The organism is Bombilactobacillus sp. ESL1202, from assembly GCF_058107125.1.
The window spans coordinates 1,858,732-1,877,214 of sequence record NZ_CM176590.1; the positions used below are offsets into that span (position 1 = coordinate 1,858,732).

At 35.2% G+C, this 18,483-nt stretch carries 16 protein-coding genes; 11 read left to right on the forward strand and 5 right to left on the reverse strand.

All coding sequences use genetic code 11. The features are described from left to right. Window positions 1-11: 11 nt before the first annotated feature. The 3 genes from AC3B7A_RS08315 to AC3B7A_RS08325 all read left to right on the forward strand — a co-directional run bounded on the left by AC3B7A_RS08315 (window position 12) and on the right by AC3B7A_RS08325 (window position 2,249). Complete coding sequence (locus AC3B7A_RS08315; RefSeq protein ID WP_489755633.1) at window positions 12-467, forward strand: hypothetical protein; 456 nt, start codon at window positions 12-14, stop codon at window positions 465-467. Between the two features lie 803 nt (window positions 468-1,270). Then, window positions 1,271-1,564 (forward strand): DUF4176 domain-containing protein, encoded by a 294-nt coding sequence (locus AC3B7A_RS08320; RefSeq protein ID WP_489755634.1) that lies wholly within the window; start codon window positions 1,271-1,273, stop codon window positions 1,562-1,564. Between the two features lie 31 nt (window positions 1,565-1,595). Then, window positions 1,596-2,249: a DUF975 family protein gene (locus tag AC3B7A_RS08325; RefSeq protein WP_489755635.1), complete on the forward strand. Its 654-nt coding sequence runs from the start codon at window positions 1,596-1,598 to the stop codon at window positions 2,247-2,249. A gap of 265 nt (window positions 2,250-2,514) precedes the next feature. Here the strand turns inward: AC3B7A_RS08325 and AC3B7A_RS08330 are convergent, their stop codons facing one another. From AC3B7A_RS08330 to AC3B7A_RS08345, 4 genes are all read right to left on the reverse strand, one after another. Further along, window positions 2,515-3,129, reverse strand: coding sequence for a copper homeostasis protein CutC (locus tag AC3B7A_RS08330; protein ID WP_489755636.1), 615 nt, complete (start codon window positions 3,127-3,129; stop codon window positions 2,515-2,517). An 84-nt stretch (window positions 3,130-3,213) separates the two neighbouring features. Next, window positions 3,214-5,154, reverse strand: coding sequence for a PTS fructose transporter subunit IIABC (locus AC3B7A_RS08335; protein WP_489755637.1), 1,941 nt, complete (start codon window positions 5,152-5,154; stop codon window positions 3,214-3,216). 14 nt (window positions 5,155-5,168) lie between these two features. Further along, complete coding sequence (gene pfkB, locus AC3B7A_RS08340) at window positions 5,169-6,089, reverse strand: 1-phosphofructokinase (RefSeq protein WP_489755638.1); 921 nt, start codon at window positions 6,087-6,089, stop codon at window positions 5,169-5,171. Next, window positions 6,086-6,844 (reverse strand): DeoR/GlpR family DNA-binding transcription regulator, encoded by a 759-nt coding sequence (locus AC3B7A_RS08345; RefSeq protein ID WP_489755639.1) that lies wholly within the window; start codon window positions 6,842-6,844, stop codon window positions 6,086-6,088. Before AC3B7A_RS08345 ends, pfkB begins: the two co-directional genes overlap by 4 nt. A 174-nt stretch (window positions 6,845-7,018) precedes the next feature. Here AC3B7A_RS08345 and obgE point away from each other — a divergent pair, with 174 nt between their 5' ends. The 6 genes from obgE (at window position 7,019) to AC3B7A_RS08375 (ending at window position 13,483) form a co-directional block, all read left to right on the forward strand. Then, entirely contained in the window at window positions 7,019-8,299 is a 1,281-nt protein-coding gene (gene obgE / locus AC3B7A_RS08350) for a GTPase ObgE (RefSeq protein WP_489755640.1), read from the forward strand. A gap of 414 nt (window positions 8,300-8,713) precedes the next feature. Continuing rightward, window positions 8,714-10,609: an acyltransferase family protein gene (locus AC3B7A_RS08355; protein ID WP_489755641.1), complete on the forward strand. Its 1,896-nt coding sequence runs from the start codon at window positions 8,714-8,716 to the stop codon at window positions 10,607-10,609. 21 nt (window positions 10,610-10,630) lie between these two features. Beyond that, window positions 10,631-11,569 (forward strand): ribonuclease Z, encoded by a 939-nt coding sequence (gene rnz / locus AC3B7A_RS08360; RefSeq protein ID WP_489755642.1) that lies wholly within the window; start codon window positions 10,631-10,633, stop codon window positions 11,567-11,569. Window positions 11,570-11,572: 3 nt separating this feature from the next. Further along, window positions 11,573-12,379, forward strand: coding sequence for an SDR family NAD(P)-dependent oxidoreductase (locus AC3B7A_RS08365; RefSeq protein WP_489755643.1), 807 nt, complete (start codon window positions 11,573-11,575; stop codon window positions 12,377-12,379). Window positions 12,380-12,520: 141 nt separating this feature from the next. Further along, entirely contained in the window at window positions 12,521-12,703 is a 183-nt protein-coding gene (rpmF, locus tag AC3B7A_RS08370) for a 50S ribosomal protein L32 (RefSeq protein WP_489755644.1), read from the forward strand. A gap of 66 nt (window positions 12,704-12,769) precedes the next feature. Beyond that, window positions 12,770-13,483, forward strand: coding sequence for a hypothetical protein (locus AC3B7A_RS08375; protein ID WP_489755645.1), 714 nt, complete (start codon window positions 12,770-12,772; stop codon window positions 13,481-13,483). 162 nt (window positions 13,484-13,645) lie between these two features. Here AC3B7A_RS08375 and AC3B7A_RS08380 read toward each other — a convergent pair whose 3' ends face one another. Next, window positions 13,646-13,834, reverse strand: a complete 189-nt coding sequence (locus tag AC3B7A_RS08380) for a YjzD family protein (RefSeq protein ID WP_489755646.1) — start codon at window positions 13,832-13,834, stop codon at window positions 13,646-13,648. 259 nt (window positions 13,835-14,093) lie between these two features. On the opposite strand from AC3B7A_RS08380, the gene AC3B7A_RS08385 reads away from it, so the two are divergent. Together AC3B7A_RS08385 and pfkA are read left to right on the forward strand one after the other, a co-directional pair. Further along, window positions 14,094-17,390: a DNA polymerase III subunit alpha gene (locus AC3B7A_RS08385; RefSeq protein ID WP_489755647.1), complete on the forward strand. Its 3,297-nt coding sequence runs from the start codon at window positions 14,094-14,096 to the stop codon at window positions 17,388-17,390. Window positions 17,391-17,476: 86 nt separating this feature from the next. Continuing rightward, window positions 17,477-18,436 (forward strand): 6-phosphofructokinase, encoded by a 960-nt coding sequence (gene pfkA, locus AC3B7A_RS08390; protein ID WP_489755648.1) that lies wholly within the window; start codon window positions 17,477-17,479, stop codon window positions 18,434-18,436. The last annotated feature ends 47 nt before the right edge of the window (window positions 18,437-18,483 follow it).

Here is an 18,483-nt window from a genome sequence, read left to right on the forward strand (position 1 = left end):
AGGATAAACGCATGCAATTATTTCAAATGTCTTTTAAACAAAGCAAGTATGTTACTGCTTTTTCATTGAAACATTTAATAAATTTATCTGAAAGTAAAACCTCTATATTTATTGTTTCCTCAAAGTCTTTTATTGGCTTTTTAATTCTTTACTTTTTAGAATTATTAATTTTTCATAAGAACAAAATTGCTTTATATTTATTTATTGCATATTTGGTGTGGACTTTATTAATATATTTAATAGTTTTTTTGTCTAATAATTTAGTATTAGAGCGACTTTCTGAATTTTTTACCGTTGTTCCCTTACTAATGATGTTAGTTTTTATTGTTATTAAAAATATCATTTTTGATATAAATAGATCGTTGAATAATATTGATTCAACTGTTTTCATGTTATTGTGTTTTAGTATAAGTATGCTAGGAGTTTTTATTTGTTATGAATTATATATTTATTTATATAAAAAATAGGTATAAAACGATTTAAAATAAAAGGGAATTTTATTGAAAAGATTCATGTGTTTTTGAAGCTTGTTAATATTATGTTTCTTTCTGTTGGCATTTTAAAGATTCTATTTAGTTTTTTTAAAGATAGATTTCAAATTAGTGATGAAATTAAAATTTTGTCAACAGGATTGTTCTTAGTACCCATTATAATAATTGCCTTTATTTATTTATTGTTATACTACTTTCCAATTAAAGGTGTATTGTCATATTACTATTTATACAAATATCAATCCGAATATGAAGCAGAATATCGCGTTAATTTTGGATATCGTAGATATAAAAAGTAGTTCAGTTATTTGAGGGAAAGGAAGTTAGTTATATGGTCAAAGTTCGCATTCATTAAAGAAGCTATTGATAATAAGCAGGTTTTGGATCGCAAAGTACAAGTTCTGTAAACTAATTTAACCATTGTTAGTGCCAAAATGACTGTCGTTCCAAAAACACCATGATTTAGTGCAAGCAGTTAGTGATGGAGCAGTAATATTAGGTACTAAATTTTTCAATCCTTTATAGAAGTTCCATTTATAATTTTTTTGTTAACGTTGATGCTTTTCTATTTCTATCCAATAAAAATCTTTTTAGGATATTTTTATTGGATAGAAATATCAATCCGAATATGAAGCTAAGTATCATATTAGTTTTTCCGCCAAGAAACGAATGAAATAGATTTAGGTTGCTAATTGCAATGAAATGAAAGGAGGTGGTGATAACTATAAAATAAGCAGTTTTAGAATCAATTAAAAATTATTGTGAGGGAATAATGTTACATGGAAAATAAAGAGTTGTTACCTTTAGGATCACTGGTTTATCTTAAAGAAGGTACTAAAAAATTGATGATTATTGGTCGAGGAGTTATGTATCAAGACGAAACAACACAAAGTGATCAATTTGTTGATTATCTTGGGTGTGGTTATCCAGAGGGAGTTGACCCAAAACAAACTTTCTTCTTTAATCGTGAAGATATTGATCAAGTCATTTTTAGAGGCTTCAGTGATGAAGATGAAGTTCGTTTTAATCAAGTGTATCAAGATTGGGAAAAAGAAATTTCTTTGGAAGATTAATTATGCTTAAATTACAGGGGGAGCAAATTTTATGGATAGAAAAGAGATAAAGCAGAGTGCAAAAAGTAAATTAAATCAGCACTTTAGCTTTTTTCTGCAAATGTTTTTATTGATGTTATTTTTTTATTTTTATTTGGCAATTCTTCAAACTGTTCGCACTTTATCAGCTAATCATTCGGTTAGCACCTTGATGATGTGCTCGGTATTAATAGCTTTTATTGGTTATCAAGTTTTTGATTTAAGTGGTAGTTTAGCCGCTGTTGATGTGATGAGAAATGATACACCATTAACTAAGCCATTTGCTAAATCTTTTGTACTATTTGAACGGGGAGAAACTTTTATTGGGAGTTTGTTGGTGTCGATTTTGGCTGGAGTTTGGATAGTTTTGTGGTCATTGTTGCTGATTGTACCAGGGATTATTAAAGCTATTAGCTATTCACAAGCAGTTTATATTTATCGTGATAGTGTAAAAGCGGGTAAACCAATCAAATATCGTGAAGCAATTACTTTGAGTCGGAAAATGATGAAAGGGCATTGTTGGCAGTATTTTGTTTTTAGTCTAAGTTTTATTGGTTATCAGATCTTAGTGTCTCTAACCTTAGGCTTGGCTGGAATTTGGGTATTTCCATATCGGACCTTGGCAGAAGCCAATTTTTATGTCCGGTTGTGTGAATACCAAGAATAAGAAAATAATGCTACATTTTAAGCTTCTTAATAAATAGTTAAAATATAAGTTAAAAACGAGGTTGGGACAATAAGATTAAGGTTCGTATTTTATCTCAAATTAAACGAACATTAATTCATTATTGCAGTCCAAAAGTCAACAATTTGTGCCTAACGAAATTAAATTTTCACAGTCCAGTTCGAATTTTGAAATTTAATTCTGTTAGTGCTCAACTGTTAAACGACTTTTGTCCTAGCCTCGTTTTTTTGTAGTATCAATTTGCTACTTATACAATTCTAGTTCCATGAGCCTGTTTCACACCTAATAAATGGGTAATATCCTGCACATTACTATGCGTAATGCCACCACCAGGTAAAATTTCAATGCGTTCATTAGCATAATTAATTAATTCTTGAAGATGTTTGATATTTAAAGGTTTATCTAGTGATCCACCATGTGTTAGAATTCTTTTAAAATTATTTTGAATCAACCAGTCCATCGCTGCTGGTTGATTTTTGATTTCATCAAAGGCCATATGAAAGACGCGTTGTAACGGTAGATCTTCGAGAACGTAGTTTAAAGCATCAGTGTTAATTTTACGGCCAGTGGTTAAAATACCAACCGCTACGCCATCAGCGCCAGCTTGGGCAATTAATTTAGCGTCTTCATGCATAATTTGTAATTCAGTGGCATTATAGATAAAATTACGACCTCGCGGACGTAACATAACAATGACGGGAATTTGATGTTGATGAGCATACTGAACAGTGGCTTTAATGACGCCCAAACTAGGGGTAATCCCACCTTGAGCTAAGTCGGCGTTTAATTCAATACGGCTAGCACCACGTTTAATTACCTTGGGAACTTGTGAAAATTCACCCACACAGGCTTCTAGGATCATAAATAAAAAACCTCTTTTCTCTTATGTTCTTCTAATATATTATGATACAAAAAAAGTCCGCAAAATGTCGGACTTTTTGAAAAATTATTTTGTAGCTTCTTTTTTAATAGCTGGTTTCCAAATACCATAGATCAAACCGGCTACAATAGCGCCAATAACTACAGCTAATAAGAATAGCCAAGGTTTGTTGGAAAGTGGTGAAACAAAGATTCCTCCGTGCGGAGCAGGGACGTTAACACCCCAGAATTGAGTTAAACCACCACCGATTGCAGCACCGATGACACTTGGAACAATGACGTGTAATGGATCACCAGCGGCAAAAGGAATAGCACCTTCAGTAATAAAGGCAGCACCTAAAATATAGTTACTCATTGCAGCTTGATGTTCTTGTTCAGTAAATTTATTTTTCCAAATAGTAGCAGCAAGGGCAATTGCGAGTGGTGGAATCATCCCACCAGCCATAACAGCAGCCATCAAAGCACCATCTTTAGTGTTAGTAAAAATTCCGATGGCAAAGGCATAAGCGGCTTTGTTGAACGGACCACCCATATCTAAAGCCATCATTCCAGCCAGTAAAGCGCCTAATAAGACAGCATTACCAGTTCCCATGTGTGTTAGAAAATCAGTAATTGCTTGGTTAACAACAGCAAAGACTGGATCAATGGCAAAGTACATAATAGCGCCGACAATTAGTAGACCAAAGACTGGATATAAGAGCATTGGCTTCATACCTTCAAGTGATTTTGGTACAAACTTGAAGAATTTTTTCATGCCAACGACAACCCAACCAGCTAAGAAACCACCAATTAAACCGCCAATAAAACCAGCAGGGCTAGTAGAATGAACAAAACTAGCACTAGCTTGTGAAGCCATAAAACCAGCGACAAAACCAGGCATTAAGGCCGGTAAGTCTGCCATCGAAACAGCAATATAAGCTGCTAAAACAGGGATTAAGAAATTAAAAGCATAATTTCCAATACCATTAAAGAAGAGGAAAGAAGTGGATTTAGCACCAGTGACATTTTCCAATAAGAAGGAAATTGCCATTAAAATACCACCACCGACAACAAATGGTAACATGTGTGATACACCATTCATTAAGTCAGCATAAATTCGAGACCATAAAGATTTGCCTTCAATTTCACCGTCGTCACTAGCGGCAGCTTCATCGGGATTAGCGTGGTAAGTTGGTGCTTTGCCATCTTCAATCTTTTGAATTAATTCTTCTGGTTTATTAATGCCATCAATAACTGGCCGGTTAACTAATTTTTTGCCATCAAAACGTGCCATATCTACTTTTTTATCGGCAGTGATGACTACACCATCAGCTCGTTTAATTTCAGCAGGAGTTAGTTTATTTTTAACACCTTCGGAGCCGTTGGTTTCAACTTTAATATCTAAACCTAATTTTTCGGCAGCTTCTTTTAGACCGGCTTCAGCCATGTAAGTGTGTGCAATTCCATTAGGACAAGCAGAAACGGCAACAATAAAACCACGTTCATCTTTTGAGTCTTCGTTAGCAGCTTGTTGTTTTTTCTGTTCTGCTTGGGCTTTTTCTTTAGCTTCTTTTTGAGCTTGAGCTTGATCAAATAATTCTTGTACTTCTTCAGGGGTATTAGCTTTCTTTAAAGCTGCTACCAGTTTAGGATCAATTAATAAAGCTGAAAGGGCGGCCAAGGCTTGCAAGTGTAAGCTGTCAGCACCCTCTGGAGCTGCAATCATAAAGAACAAATAGACTGGTTGGCCATCAAGAGCGTCATAGTCAACACCATGGGCACTTTTGGCAAACATGACCGTGGCTTTTTTAACGGCTTTATCACGTGCGTGGGGCATAGCAATGCCGTCCCCAATTCCAGTACTAGTTTCTGCTTCACGTTTTAAGATGTCGGCTTTGAATAATTTTTCATCATCCACGACACCTTTTTGGACGTAATTAGCGACCATTTCGTCAATCGCAGCTTCTTTTGTAGTTGCTTTTAAGTCCATGATCATGACGTCTTTACGTAGTAATTCTTTTAAGTCCATTTTTAACGCCTCACTTATGCTTGAATTTGGGTAACTTGAATTTTCTGATAGACTTCTTTGATTTTGTCAATGGTAGCCAAGTCTTCGCTAAATGCGGTGGCAGAACCACAGGCTGCACCAACATGAAAACTTTCGAGCACATCATTAGTTTTCATATAAGTACCGACAAAACCCGCAATCATTGAATCGCCAGCACCAACAGAATTTTTAACAATGTCTTTAGGAGCATTGCATTGATAGGCCATATCGGGGGTAACTAGTAATGCTCCGTCGCCAGCCATTGAAACTAAGGCATGTTGCGCACCTTTGGTTAATAATTTTCTGGCAGCACCGATAATTTCATTTAAACTGTTAAAACTAGTATGAAATAAGTCGGCTAATTCGTGGTGATTGGGTTTAATGACCAAAGGATGAAAGGCTAGTGTATCAAGTAAAGCTTGCCCCGTGGTATCAATCACAAATTCGGCTCCATTTTGAGTGACCTGTTGGGCAATATCTAAATAAAATTGTTGATCCAAACCTTGAGGAAGACTACCGGCCATAATTACAACATCGCCGGTTTTTATTGGCGCAATTTTTTCTAAAAGGTTTGCCTTTTCTTGATTGCTGATTTTTGGTCCTTGACCGTTGACTTCGGTTTCTTCTTGATCGGCTTTTAATTTGACATTAATTCGAGTGTCACCAGTTACTTTTGTAAAATTAGTAGTAACTTGATGCTGATCTAAAAGACGACTAAACATTTCACCAGTCGGTCCACCAACAAAACCTAAAGCAGTTGATGATAATTTAAGTTCTTGTAATATTCGTGAAACATTAATGCCCTTGCCACCGGGCAATTTAACATCATTTTGAACGCGATTGACTTCGCCCAAAATCATTTTTGGCAACTGCAAAACGTAATCAATTGAAGGGTTTGCAGTAAGGGTATAAATCATTCAATAACCTCCATTATCTTGGTATATGGGGTAAGGTGTTGGATAATATCATCCGCTAAATGATCAGTAATTAAAATTGCGTCACTTAACTTTGCAAATTTACTGAAACGAGTTTGTTGATATTTTGAATTATCTGCTAAGACGTAAGCCTGATCAGATTGTCGTACTGCTGCCTGTTTAACTAAAGATTCTTCAGGATCAGGTGTAGTAAAGCCGTGTTGTAAATCAAAGCCATTGGTACCTAAAAAGGCTTGATCTAGATGACAGTCACTTAAATATTGCGTCACGTTTTGACCAACAGCTGCTTTCGTTGAGCTACGTAAAAAACCGCCGAGCATGATGGTACGCATTTGATAATCGGCTAGTAATGCTGCGTTGTCAACACTATTAGTTAAAACTAATAAATCACGCTTAGTTGCTAAAAAAGGGATCATTGCATTGATAGTTGTTCCAGAATCTAAAAAAATAATGGCATGATCGTGGACTAAAAAAGCAGCTTTTTTGGCAATTGCTTTTTTTTCTGCTGGAGCCATTGTGGCTCGCAATGCAACTTTAGGTTCTTCTAATAATGAAGAATTGATTTTTTTAGCACCACCATGAATTCGTGATAATAATCTTTGTTCTTCTAAATCACAAAGATCACGACGAATTGTTGATTCAGAGGAGCCCGTCAAATTCACTAAATCATGAATGGTAATGATATTTTTTTGAGCTAATTGTTTTAAAATGACTTGTCTACGGCGTTCTGTAATCACTTACATCTTACCTCCAAGAAATATCATACTATATTTTTTGTCAAAATCAATCATTATCGTTCAAAATCATCCAAAAAAAGCAAAAAGTGTTCATGAAGATTATTGAAGAACGACATCTTTTTTAGAATGAATTATGTTAAAATTAATGATTGATAAGAGTTAGTGGAGGTTTTCATGTTTATAGATAAAGTTAAAGTAACAGTTAAAGCTGGTGCTGGCGGTGATGGTTCGGTTGCCTTTCGTCATGAAAAATATGTGGATAAAGGTGGCCCTTATGGTGGAGATGGTGGTAATGGCGGTGACATTATTTTAAAAGTTGATACGGGTCTGAGAACCTTAATGGACTTTCGCTATCAACATCAATTTAAAGCACCAGCTGGTGGTAATGGCATGACTAAAGCAATGCATGGTGCTAATGCACAGGACGTTTATATTAGTGTTCCACCAGGGACTACGGTTAGTGATGAACAAACTGGTGAAATCTTAGGTGATTTAATTGACGATCAACAAGAATTGATTGTAGCGCATGGTGGGCATGGTGGCCGTGGAAATATTCATTTTGCAACTTCACGCAATACGGCACCAGAAATTGCTGAAAACGGCACACCTGGTGAGCAAAGAGTAATTCAGTTAGAGTTGAAATTATTGGCTGATGTGGGCTTGGTTGGTTTTCCTTCAGTGGGCAAATCAACATTATTGTCCGTTGCAACTAAAGCTAAGCCTAAAATTGCGGCTTACCAATTTACGACCTTAAAACCTAATTTGGGGATGGTCCGTTTGGCTGACGGTCAAGATTTTGTGTTAGCTGATTTACCTGGTTTAATTACCGGAGCAGCTCAAGGAGTCGGTTTAGGTTTTCAATTTTTGCGACATGTCGAACGAACACGAGTACTTTTGCATCTAATTGATATGGATCCCAATAATGGGCGGAATCCGGTTGATGATTATCAACAAATTAATCATGAATTAGAACAATATGATCCACAACTACTCAAGCGACCACAATTAATTGTGGCAACTAAATTGGATTTACCCGGAGCTAAAGAACGCTTACAAGAATTTAAACGAGCTTTGAATTTACAACAGGTTTTTGAAATTTCCAGTGTTACGCATGCGGGCGTGGAACAATTATTGCAACAAACAGCGCAAACTTTGGCAACTGCGCCAGATCTAACTCCTAGTGTTACCGATGAGTCTGTGGAGAAGAAAGTTTATCAATATCAACCAGATGCTAAAAAAGAGATTCAGGTTGAGCAACTTGATGAACATACTTTTACTGTTCAAAATTCAGCGGTCAGCTCATTATTACAGCGTAGTAATTTGAATTATCAAGATGGAATTATGCGCTTTGCTCGTAAATTGAAAAAAATGGGTGTTGATGAAGCTTTAACGAAAGCTGGAATTCATGTGGGCGATACGGTAGTTATTGACGACTTTGAATTTGAATTTATGTAATGTAGATGAAATTTTAAATAATAAAGTTCATCTTAATTTATTAGTTTGCGTTAATTCTGGTAAAGAAGTTCATAAATTAGAAAATTTTTGTTTTCAAGGCTGAGGATATAAGATTAATGGTCTTGGTAGAATGGAATGAACACTGACTTGTGCGTTACAGTGTTTTTGAAGTGCGTTCCAAGAAAACAAAGTTTGCGTCTAACTACGCTTAATTTTTTAGGTTTAAAAAACCAGCTTCAAAAATTAAGCTAGTTTATACTCAGCTTTTATTCGATTCTTGTCACAGCTTTATCTTAATTTATGTGAAAAAAGCAAGTTATTTAAGCGGCAATTTTAAATTAACGATGGGATAAGTTGTTACTATAAGTTAAGTTATTTTAAAATCAACAGGTTAGTTGGAGTGTGTTAGGGTTAGTGGAACAAATTAAGCAAACTAGACGTTATATTACAGGGTTTGACGGCTTAAGAACATTAGGCGTTGTCGGTGTTATTTTGTATCATTTAAATCCTGAGATTTTCTCAGGAGGTTACTTAGGAGTACCCATTTTTTTAGTATTGTCTGGTTATTTGATAACTGATCAGATTTTACGTTCGTTGCGCGATCGAGGATCTTTTGCTTTAAAGAGATATTACGGTAAAAGAATTCGGCGCCTGTATCCGGGATTATTATTGATGTTATTCAGTACTAGTGCATATATTGCTTTATTTCAACGTAATTTATTAAAAAATTTACGAGCTATTTTTATAACTAACGTATTGAATGTCTATAATTTTTGGCAAATTTCACATGGGCAATCTTACTTTGAACGTTTTGCTAACAATGAATCGCCGTTTACGCATATGTGGACTTTATCAATCCAAGGTCAGTTTTATTTTTTATGGCCTATCATTTTATTGGGCTTATTAAAATTATTTTCAACAAAAAAAGTAGTTTTAATTACGTTAATAGTAACTTTTTTGTCAGCGGTTCTAATGGCGCTATTGTATCAACCACAAGTTGATCCTAGTCGGATTTATTATGGTAGTGATACTAGAATGTTTTCCATTTTATTGGGATGTTTGTTGGCTTTTGTTTGGCCTAGTAATCGTCTGCGGCCTGATGTTCGCAAATTTGATCGTAATATTTTGAATATTAGTGGTGGTCTGTGTTTACTAATTATGTTGGGCTTTATTTTTAAAATGAAAGCCACAAGTTCTTTCAATTATCGCGGTGGCATGTTTATATTTTCAGTGTTAACGATGATTTTAGTTGCCATTGTCGCTAATCCAGCCGCGGTCTGGAATCGTTTGTTGACTAATCCATTGTTTGCTTGGATTGGTAAGCTGAGCTTTGGACTTTATCTTTATCAATTTCCAGTAATGATTTTCTTTGAATCTAAGTTCACTAATGTAGCTGATCATCGTTTTTTATATCCAATTATTGAAGTACTACTTATTGTCATAGTTAGCTTGATTTCTTATTATTTAGTTGAACGACCAGTAGCTAATTTTAATTGGCAACAATTTTGGCATAAAAACAACTTTATAATTAAAATTCTAGGAACAGTCTTGATTTTAACAATTGTTGTGACTGGGAGTTGGGGGTTGAGTCAAGCTAATGGTCATGCTAGTGCTGATGTCAATCACAGTCAGTTAGCCAATAAAATTAAGAAAAATCATCAGATTAATAAACAACATAATCAACAAGCTTTAAAAGCCTTGAAAAAAAGACCGATAATTAAGCATAATCAACAACAAGTTCAGCAATGGCAACAAGCTGCAAAAAATCATCCGGTAAATCACCGTTATCAACAGTTAGGGATCAAACAATTTGATTTACAACGAGCGCAAGATTTATCAGCTCTAGCAATTGGTGATTCAGTGATGGTTGATGGTTCTAGCGGTTTGCGTCAGATTTTTCCGAAGATGGTCATTAATGCTGATGTTAGTCGGGGAATTGGTGTGGCGATAGATTTGTTGCAGCAATATAAGTCAGAACAAGTTTTACCGCAAACAATTTTAATTGGTATGGGAACTAATGGGGCAGTCAGTGAGCAACAAGTTCGGCAAGTGATGCAAATCGTTGGTTCTAAACGAACAGTTTTTTGGATTAATGTTCATGTGCCTACCAGATCGTGGGAAAAGCCAGTTAATAATGTTTTAGTGACTTCTGCTAAACATTATTCTAATTTGAATATCATTGATTGGTATAAGTATAGTCAGAAACATCCACAATGGTTTTTCGACGATCAAGTGCATACTAATGATCAAGGTTCTGAACATTATAGTTTATTGATTGCAAAAGAAATTTTAAAGCGTACTAAATATTAAAAGACAGTGGAAGAGTAAAATATGGAATTAGAATTTTTAGGAACTGGTGCGGGTGTACCTTCCAAGGGACGTAATTTATCTAGCTTAGCATTAAAATTGTTAAATGAGCGCAATGAAATTTGGTTATTCGATGTTGGTGAAGGTACGCAACAACAAATTTTGTCGACCACCATTCGCCCACGGAAAATTAGTAAGATTTTTATAACTCATTTACATGGTGATCATATTTTTGGATTACCTGGTTTATTATCTTCACGCTCTTTTCAAGGAGGTCAAAAACCGCTCGATCTTTATGGTCCCCAAGGGGTTAAAGAATATGTCAAAACTTGTTTACGTTTGTCTGACAGTCATTTGAGTTATCAGATTAATTATCATGAACTCAAAGATGCGGGGCTGGTCTTTGAAGATGAGACGTTTAAAGTTACTTGTCAAAAATTGGATCATCGGGTTTTGTGTTATGGCTATCGAATTGAGGAAAAGCCACACCCTGGAGAATTATTAGTAGAAAAATTGCAATCATATCACTTGCCTAATGGTCCTATTTTGGGACAATTAAAACGAGGTGAGCTAGTTGAATTGGCTGATGGAACTAAACTAGATGGTGCAGATTTTGTTGGCCCCAGTCAACCAGGACGAATTGTAACAATTATTGGCGATACGCGTTATAGTCAAGCTAGTATCAAATTAGCCAAAAATGCTAATGTATTAGTTCATGAAAGTACGTTGGCCGGTCATGAACAAAAATTAGCTCGGCAACATTTTCATTCAACTAGTGCTCAAGCGGCACAAATCGCTAAGGCAGCTCACGTCCAACAATTGTTATTGAATCATATTTCTGCACGCTATGTCGGTAACAAATTCTATGAATTGCTGAATGATGCCCGACAAATTTTTCCTAATTCTTATGTTGTGAAAGATTTTGATCAGTTTGAAATCAAGTTTAATCATCAGGAGGTGTAAGTAATGCGGATTTCTGCCTTACAGCATTTGCAAAGTCAAACAGTTTTAATAACTGGAGCTTCTTCAGGAATTGGGCGGCAGTTAGCTTGGCAATTGGCTCATAAAAATGCTAATTTAATTTTAATTGCACGTAATCCAGAAAAATTAAAGCAAGTTCAGCGCCAATGCCAAGCATTAACTAGTGGTTTTGTCGATGCTTATAGCTTGGACGTCAGTGTGGCAAAACATGTTGAGCAGACAATGAAACAAATTTTTTCTCAACATCACCGGGTCGAAGTTTTGATTAATGCTGCTGGTTTTGGTGACTTTGAACAATTTAGTTCCACACAGCATTCGTTATGGAATAAAATGTTGCGCGTAAATGTTTTGGGAACTATGCTAATGACACGTTATGTGGCTGGCAAAATGATGGAACAAAGATTAGGTCAAATTATTAATTTAGGATCTATGGGTGGTAAAATGCCGACACCTAAATCAGCAGTTTATTCAGCCACTAAGGCAGCGGTAATTGCATTTTCGGATAGTTTGCGTTTAGAATTACGACCATTTAATATCCAGGTCACGACAGTTAATCCTGGACCAGTTGCTACGGACTTTTTTAAAATTGCTGATCATACTGGTGAATATTTGAAATCGGTTGGCTGGATTAAATTAGATCCGCAAAAATTAGCTCAAGATATAATTGTTTGTATTGGTCATCCTGTACGTGAGTTAAATCGTCCTAAAATTATGCAATTAGGTTATTTGGCTTATCAACTGGCACCAAACTTAGGGGATTTGTTAACCCAAAAGTTGGGCAATAAAAAATAACTTTGATTGAAACAGAGGAAAAATCAATAAAAAGGCTTGCCCTCAATCTAAAATGATAGTAACATGGATAAGTAATTACGAATGTTATTTAGATTTTGAATATATTTGTAGAAGCAAGTTTATAAAGGAGAGTTATTAAATATGGCAGTTCCAGCAAGAAAAACTTCGAAACAAAAGAAGCGTCAACGTCGTGGTCATATCAAATTGAGTCAACCAAATATTCAATTTGATCCAACAACTGGTGAGTATCGGATGAATCATCATGTTTCACCTAAAGGTTATTACAAAGGTAAAAAAGTAGTAGCTGGTAATCAAGAAAATTAATTACTATCATTTAAGGGCAGATTAAATTATTTAGTCTGTCTTAAATTTTATCTGGGTGATCAAATTATGAAAAAATGGTTTTGGTTAATGTTGCTACCAGTACTATTGTTAACAACAGCTTGTTCAAATAAAAATTATTTAACTACTAATAAAACAACTTATCGCGCTAATGTCATGCAGGCAACGATTAAAGGTCAAGTGCCTAAGGGCGCCCAAGTAAGTTATCGACTTAATTCCAGCTCTAACTGGCGAAAAGTTTCTAATCAACAAGGAAATTTTATTATTAATGTTGCTAGTTCTAATCAAAAACAACAGTTAAATATTCGTAGTAAACTAGCACAATCGACTTTGCAAAAACGAGTACAGATTGTTGCTACTAAGCCGTTAAGTACTTATTTTCAATTTGCGCAAAAGTATAATGCCGTAATGCAAAAAAATATTTTACCGCCGACTAGTAAAGATACTGTGACTGATTTAATAAGTAATTCTCAGCAAACAATTCGAGTCAATGTTCAAAATCAGCAATTGATGGGAATTACTTTAATGTTTCCCATTCAGGCTTTGAAAAACAAAGCCGCTTTAAAATCAATGGTGCAAACTTTAGCTTTAATGTGCAACTTAGCTGGTGCTGATGCGCAGCAAGTGCTGCAAAAGTTGCAACATGATCTCAAACATACTCGTAATCAACAAACTACTTTTAAGGCAATTCATTCTAAACAGAGAGTTTTACAAGTGGCAGTTTCAAAAAGTCAGATCTATTTTTATTTAACAAGAAATTAAAGTGACATTTTGAGAGGTTTAGTAAAAGCTGTCTATTTACTAGCTTGTGATTCACTGTTTTGAGAAGCAAACTAAAAGGACTAATCCCAAATTAATTTTGGAAATTAGTCCTTGCTAAAATTCAAAAATCTATCTCTTAATTAAGATTAATATTGTAAAATATTAATCTTTTTTGGGTTTGCCACTTGAAGGATTCAAACTAGCTGTTAAAATCCAAAAGAGAACAGTGAAAATAATTGAAACAATAAAAGCAATCATTGGGCTATATTGGTGACTGGTCAAAGCCGATCCCATGTAACCCAAGATTTGCCCGTAAATCAAAATCCAAAATAAACTTGTTAAATATTTCATCTGGGTCATCTCACTTCCATACATGGATTTTACCACAAAATTGAGTTTAAATGCGCTGAAACTTTTTAAAAGATAAGATAGAATTGAGAAGGAAAAATAATTTTATATTGTGTAGTATAGAAGATTGGTGAACAGTACTTTCAACTAACTAATGATTTAGGATTGAAGTGATTAGTTAATTAAGCAGTTAGCAAAAATCTGACGATTAGAAAACTTGAACCAACAAATATTCCTAACCTTGAAAGGGGTGAGAACCCTTATGACAACACAACTACAAGTTTTAAGTAGTTACTCTTTACTGCAAAGTACAATTCGACTACCTCAATTAGTGCAACAGGCTAAAAAAAATGGTTATCAGTCTTTAGCTTTAACTGATGTTAATGTGACTTATGGTTTAGTTGATTTTTATCGATTGGCGAAGAAAAATCAATTGCAGCCCATTTTGGGGATGACTTTATTAAGTACTGGTTTACTAGATCATCAGAATAGTTATCAATTAATTGTTTTGGCTAAAAATATGACTGGTTATCATCAATTATTAAAATTATCGACATTGATTCAAACCCAACCAACTTTTGATATCGCTAAAAATTCCACTTTACTAACAGATTTAATTTTGATTATTCCTCAAGCTAAAAGTGAATTGGAGACTTTGTTGTCACAGCAAAAAGCACCTGCTTATTTACAAATTTTAAAACAAATTAAGCCTCATGACCTTTATTTAGGATTAGATTTACGTAATTTTACCAGTGAGCAAATTAAATTACGTCAACGTTTAGGACAATTACAGCACCTTCCTTGTGTTATTTTAGACGATGTTCAATATTTAAATTCACAAGATGCTTTTAGTCAAGAAGTCTTGCAGCATGTTGCTACTGGTGATCGATTGACTGATACAAGAGTCGTAACTGATCATTCACTGCGGTCAGCAACGAGTTTAGTTGAGCAATGCGAGCAATTGGGATTAAAAGAGGCTCTGCAAGCGACGCAAAGTTTAGCACAAACTTGTCAAGTGGAATTAAATTTTCAAAGGACACAGTTGCCACATTTTCCTACTCCTAATCAGTTGTCAGCTCAACAGTATTTACAGCAATTAGCACAAGCGGGTTTGCAAAAAAAATTCGGTCAACAAAAGGTTCCTGATCAGTATCAGCAGCGTTTGCAATATGAATTAACAGTCATTAATCAAATGGGGTACGCAGATTATTTCTTGATTGTTCGTGATGTTGTACAACAAGCCCATCAATTAAACATATTGACTGGACCAGGGCGTGGTTCTGCTGCAGGTTCATTAGTGAGCTTTGCTTTACAAATCACGCAAATTGATCCTTTAAAATATGATCTTTTATTTGAACGTTTTTTGAATCCAGAGCGGGTTGATATGCCAGATATTGATTTGGATATTCCCGATAATCGCCGCGATGAACTGGTTCAGTATATGCAACAAAAGTATGGTCAAGAACATATGGCACAAATTATCACTTTCGGGACTTTTGCTGCCAAACAGGCCATCCGGGATGTGGGACGAGTACTAGGCTTGAGTCAAGTAGAACTCAAACGATGGTCTAATGCTATTCCTCATCAATTAGGCATTAAATTAGCTGAAGCTTATCAGCAATCAGCTACTTTAAGAACTTTAGTTCAACAATCAAAACGGCATCAATTGATTTTTCAGACTGCTCAGCAAATTGAAGGTTTACCACGTCATTTTTCAACACATGCAGCGGGAATTGTCCTAAGTGAAAAACCACTGACTCAAATAGTTGCTTTACAAGATGGTGGCAGCGAAGGAGCTTGGTTGACTCAACAAACTAAGGATAATGTTGAAGCTTTGGGACTATTAAAAATTGATTTTTTGGGCTTACGTAATCTTAATATATTAGCGCAAACTTTAAGTTTAATTGAAAAATCAACAGCTGTTAAAATTGATCCTACTCAAATACCATTAGATGATCCCCAAACAATTTTGTTGTTTGCATCTGGGGCAACTGACGGGGTCTTTCAATTTGAATCAGCAGGGATTCGTTCAGTTTTAAAACAAGTGCAACCTCATGGTTTTGCGGATATTGTAGCAGTTAATGCACTTTATCGTCCAGGGCCAATGCAAAATATTAAACATTTTGTAGCCCGCAAACATCATCAAGAACCAATTAGTTATCCTGATGATTCGCTGAAGAAAATTTTACAACCAACTTATGGCATCTTGGTTTATCAAGAACAAGTCCTACAAGTAGTAGCTGAGATGGCAGGCTTTTCCTTGGCACAGGCGGATTTATTACGACGGGCAATTGCTAAGAAAGATCCCCAGATTATGGAGCAGCAACGCCAAGAATTTTTACAGCAGGCGGTTAATCGGGGACATCAGTTGGCTAATGCACAGCAGGTTTTTGAATATATTGAAAAATTTGCTAACTACGGTTTTAATAAAGCTCACGCAGTGGCTTATAGTCGTTTAGCTTATAATTTAGCTTATCTAAAAGCGCACTATCCGCAAGCTTTTTTTGCAGCCTTATTGAATGCTAATTTGAATAATGACGTTAAATATGTAACTTATTTGCAAGATGTTAAGCAACAAAAAATTAAATTATTGCTGCCCGATATCAATTTAAGTCAGGCTAATTTCATTATTGAAAAACAAGCTTTAAGATTCGGTTTTTTGTTTATCAAAAATGTGCGGCGGGATTTTATACAAAATATTTTGCAAGAGCGAAAAAGGGGCTCTTATACTAGTTTATTAGACTTTTTGAAGCGAATTGATGAACGGTTTAAAAAAGTTGAGATTATTCTACCATTAATTCTAAGTGGTTGTTTTGATCAACTTCAAAGTAATCGGCGACAAATGGCAGATCAATTGCCGGATTTATTAGAGAGTTTATATTTAGCCAAAGAGAGCATTTCTTTGTTTGATGTTTTAAAGCCTAAAAATAGAAAAGTTACGGACTATAGTAATTTAGAAAAGCTTGATCAAGAACAACAATATCTGGGTAGTTATGTTTCTGGCCATCCGGTAGATAAATTTCAAAAGCTGAAATTGTTTTATCCGATTGTTTCTAGTCAACAAATTAATTTTCCTCAACGTGCTTTAATTTTATTATTTTTGCAAAAAATTAAAATTATTCGAACAAAAAAAGGTCAGCAAATGGCTTTTATTACCGGTAGTGATCAATTTGGAACCTTACGGTTAACAGTTTTTCCTAAAACTTTTCAGAAAATAAAATTAGTTCCTAATCAAGTTTATTTGATTAATTTAAAAGGAATTTTAGACCAACGCCAAGAACCGGAAATGATCGTAGAAAAGATGATCTTAGCTCAATCTTTGCTGGCTAAAGTTCCGCAACACCAGTTATTTATTAATTTTCAGAAAAAAAATGATGCTAATATTAGGAAATTGATGGCTTTAGCCAAAAAATATTCGGGATTGACTCCAGTAATTGCTTGCTTTTCTGAAAATGGAGAAAAACTTTTGTTAAAAAAAACTTATTGGATTAATTATGACCAAGAAAGCTATAAATCGCTGATTCAAGCCTTTGGAATGAATAATGTTAGTTATCAATAATAAACTTTTTCTGGAAAGTGATACTGTTTTTTTGGGGAAATAATGGTATATTTTGTATGTAGTTTCATTAACTGTGAGGTGTAATGATGAAAAAAATAGGTGTCATGACTAGTGGTGGAGATGCTCCTGGGATGAATGCTGCTATTCGTGCAGTTGCCCGTAGGGCGATGTCATTAGGGTTTGAAGTGTACGGCATTAATTATGGCTATGCCGGATTGGTTGCTGGCGATATCTTTAAGATGGAACGTTCTGACGTGGGCGATATTATTAATCGTGGCGGAACTAAGTTATATTCTGCTCGTTATCCAGAATTTGCTCAAGTTGAGGGTCAATTAAAGGGTATTGAACAGCTTAAAAAATTCGGAATTGATGCCTTGGTTGTCATTGGTGGTGACGGTTCTTATCATGGAGCGTTACGTTTGACGGAACATGGTTACAACGCAATTGGTTTGCCTGGCACAATTGATAATGATATACCATACACTGATTTTACGATTGGTTTTGATACAGCTGTTAATACTGTTGTGGAATCAATTGACAAAATTCGGGATACGGCGGCCAGTCATGAACGGACATTTGTGATTGAAGTAATGGGACGTGGCGCTGGTGATATTGCCTTATGGGCAGGTGTTGCTGGTGGTGCTGATGAAATTATTGTTCCTGAAAAAGAATTTGATATTGCTCAAATTGCTCAGAATATTCAAAGTTTACGAGCTCGCGGTAAAAAACATACAATCATTGTTTTAGCTGAAGGGGTAATGCATGCTGATGAATTTATGGAGCAATTGAAACAGTATGGTGATTTTGACGCGCGGGGTACTGTTTTAGGACATGTACAACGTGGCGGTTCACCGACCGCGCGGGATCGTGTTTTAGCTAGTAAAATGGGTGCTTATGCGGTTGATTTATTGGCTCAAGGTAAGGGTGGCATTGCAATTGGTACAGAGAACAATCAGTTGACTTATCATCCAATGACCGATTTGTTTGACGAAAAGCATCATCCAGATTTAAGCTTATATGAGATAAACAAGTCTTTAGCTAAGTGATGTTTTCTGGTATCCTATTTAGGTGTGTTCAATTTATTTATTTTTAA

What these genes read in the sequence shown, in the direction of transcription:
- AC3B7A_RS08320 (WP_489755634.1), top strand. Translation starts at nt 1,271, where the DNA reads ATGGAAAATAAAGAGTTGTTACCTTTAGGATCACTGGTTTATCTTAAA.
- pfkA (WP_489755648.1), top strand. Translation starts at nt 17,477, where the DNA reads ATGAAAAAAATAGGTGTCATGACTAGTGGTGGAGATGCTCCTGGGATG.
- AC3B7A_RS08385 (WP_489755647.1), top strand. Translation starts at nt 14,094, where the DNA reads ATGACAACACAACTACAAGTTTTAAGTAGTTACTCTTTACTGCAAAGT.
- pfkB (WP_489755638.1), bottom strand. Translation starts at nt 6,089, where the DNA reads ATGATTTATACCCTTACTGCAAACCCTTCAATTGATTACGTTTTGCAG.
- AC3B7A_RS08365 (WP_489755643.1), top strand. Translation starts at nt 11,573, where the DNA reads ATGCGGATTTCTGCCTTACAGCATTTGCAAAGTCAAACAGTTTTAATA.
- AC3B7A_RS08380 (WP_489755646.1), bottom strand. Translation starts at nt 13,834, where the DNA reads ATGAAATATTTAACAAGTTTATTTTGGATTTTGATTTACGGGCAAATC.
- rpmF (WP_489755644.1), top strand. Translation starts at nt 12,521, where the DNA reads ATGGCAGTTCCAGCAAGAAAAACTTCGAAACAAAAGAAGCGTCAACGT.
- AC3B7A_RS08325 (WP_489755635.1), top strand. Translation starts at nt 1,596, where the DNA reads ATGGATAGAAAAGAGATAAAGCAGAGTGCAAAAAGTAAATTAAATCAG.
- AC3B7A_RS08330 (WP_489755636.1), bottom strand. Translation starts at nt 3,129, where the DNA reads ATGATCCTAGAAGCCTGTGTGGGTGAATTTTCACAAGTTCCCAAGGTA.
- AC3B7A_RS08315 (WP_489755633.1), top strand. Translation starts at nt 12, where the DNA reads ATGCAATTATTTCAAATGTCTTTTAAACAAAGCAAGTATGTTACTGCT.
- AC3B7A_RS08335 (WP_489755637.1), bottom strand. Translation starts at nt 5,154, where the DNA reads ATGGACTTAAAAGAATTACTACGTAAAGACGTCATGATCATGGACTTA.
- rnz (WP_489755642.1), top strand. Translation starts at nt 10,631, where the DNA reads ATGGAATTAGAATTTTTAGGAACTGGTGCGGGTGTACCTTCCAAGGGA.
- AC3B7A_RS08375 (WP_489755645.1), top strand. Translation starts at nt 12,770, where the DNA reads ATGAAAAAATGGTTTTGGTTAATGTTGCTACCAGTACTATTGTTAACA.
- obgE (WP_489755640.1), top strand. Translation starts at nt 7,019, where the DNA reads ATGTTTATAGATAAAGTTAAAGTAACAGTTAAAGCTGGTGCTGGCGGT.